Origin of the sequence: Pseudomonas cichorii (genome assembly GCF_019719005.1) — a bacterium.
GTDB lineage: Bacteria > Pseudomonadota > Gammaproteobacteria > Pseudomonadales > Pseudomonadaceae > Aquipseudomonas > Aquipseudomonas cichorii_E.
On the sequence record NZ_JAIGPJ010000086.1, the window covers coordinates 1 to 1,420 of the forward strand.

The 1,420-nt window shown below is 54.2% G+C and carries 1 protein-coding gene; it reads right to left on the bottom strand.

The window, feature by feature from the left end; all coding sequences use genetic code 11:
* Positions 1-28: 28 nt before the first annotated feature.
* A protein-coding gene (locus K5D32_RS25690; RefSeq protein ID WP_409372899.1) for an IS3 family transposase occupies positions 29-1,386 on the bottom strand; the annotation gives its coding sequence in 2 pieces (ribosomal slippage) (positions 29-909 and positions 909-1,386; 1,359 coding nt in all).
* Between the last annotated feature and the right edge of the window lie 34 nt (positions 1,387-1,420).

Sequence of the window (1,420 nt, forward strand, 5' to 3'; positions counted from 1 at the left end):
TGAACTGCCCCCCAAAAGTTGGACGGTTTCAGCCAGCAGCCTGAGCCCTGTAGTCGACAGGGCTCAGGCCATTGAGCCTTAGCTTGATTCGCTCATGATTGTAGTAGTGGATGTATTCATCCAGACCCGCCTTCAATTCGTCAACGCTCTCAAATCGCCTCAGGTAGAAAAACTCGGACTTGAGTGTGCCGAAGAAGCTCTCCATCGCCGCATTGTCCAGGCAATTGCCTTTGCGCGACATGCTCTGTTTGACCCCGCGCTGCTTGAGTGTGGCGCGATATTGGGTCTGCTGATAATGCCACCCCTGATCAGAGTGAAGGACCAGTTTGGGCTCACCTCCCAAATGACCAAGAGCCTTCTCCAGCATGTTACCCACCAGTTTGTAGCAGGGCCGACTGGCTGTTTCGTAAGCCACGATTTCACCGTTGTACAAGTCCATCACAGGAGAGAGGTAGAGCTTCTGCTGCGCCACTTTGAATTCGGTCACGTCGGTTACCCACTTCTGGTTGGGCCGCTGGGCGACGAAATTGCGCTCCAGCAGATTCGCGGCAATCTTGCCGACCGTCCCCCGATAAGAGCGATACTTTTTGGGACGCACGACCGACCGTAAGCCTTGCTCGGCCATCAACCGCTCCACGACTTTCTTGTTCACCACGAGCCCTTGGCTCCTGATCACGAGCGCAACACGTCGGTACCCGTACAGCCCTTTCTCTTGGTGATAGACGCGCTGTACCTGTTGCCTGAGCGCAGCATGCCTGTCCGGTTGTTGCTGGCTTTTGGCCTGGTAGTAAAACGTACTGCGCGACAGTTCGAGCAAAGGCAAAAGAGCAGACAGAGGAAATCGGTCTTTGAGCCTGGAAACGATCAGCGCTTTTTCGCCTGTCTTCGTTCCTTCTCTTCCTCCAGAGCCTTTAACTCCTTTAAAACGGCATTCTCCATGCGCATATATTCGAGCTCGCCCATCAGTTGCTCTCGTGATTTCAACGCATCATCGGTGTCAGTGGGCTTCAGTGGCTTAATTCTCTTGGGCATACGGGTAGGCACTCTTCGTTGGGCGACAGTAGGGTCTACAAGGCTGCCACTGTAGTACTGTCGCTCCCAAATGCCTATTTGAGAGGAATGCCCCAGGCCGAAATACGCGGCTGTCTGACGCAGGGAAAGGCGATGATCACGCTTGTGCTGCACGACCTGGCGCTTGAAGTCGTTGCTGTAGCGCTGTGCATGAGACAGAGGACTGATGCTTGAATGGATCTGGTAATGAGCCACCCACCGTCGTAGCAAGCTGACATCAATGCCGAAGTGCTGGGCCACCTTGCGCAAGCCATCAGTACCTCCAAGATAGGTGGCGATGGCGGTGAGCTTGAATGATTCTGTGTACTTACTCATAACGTCCCCCAAGGGTTGGATGGGTGTCCAACTT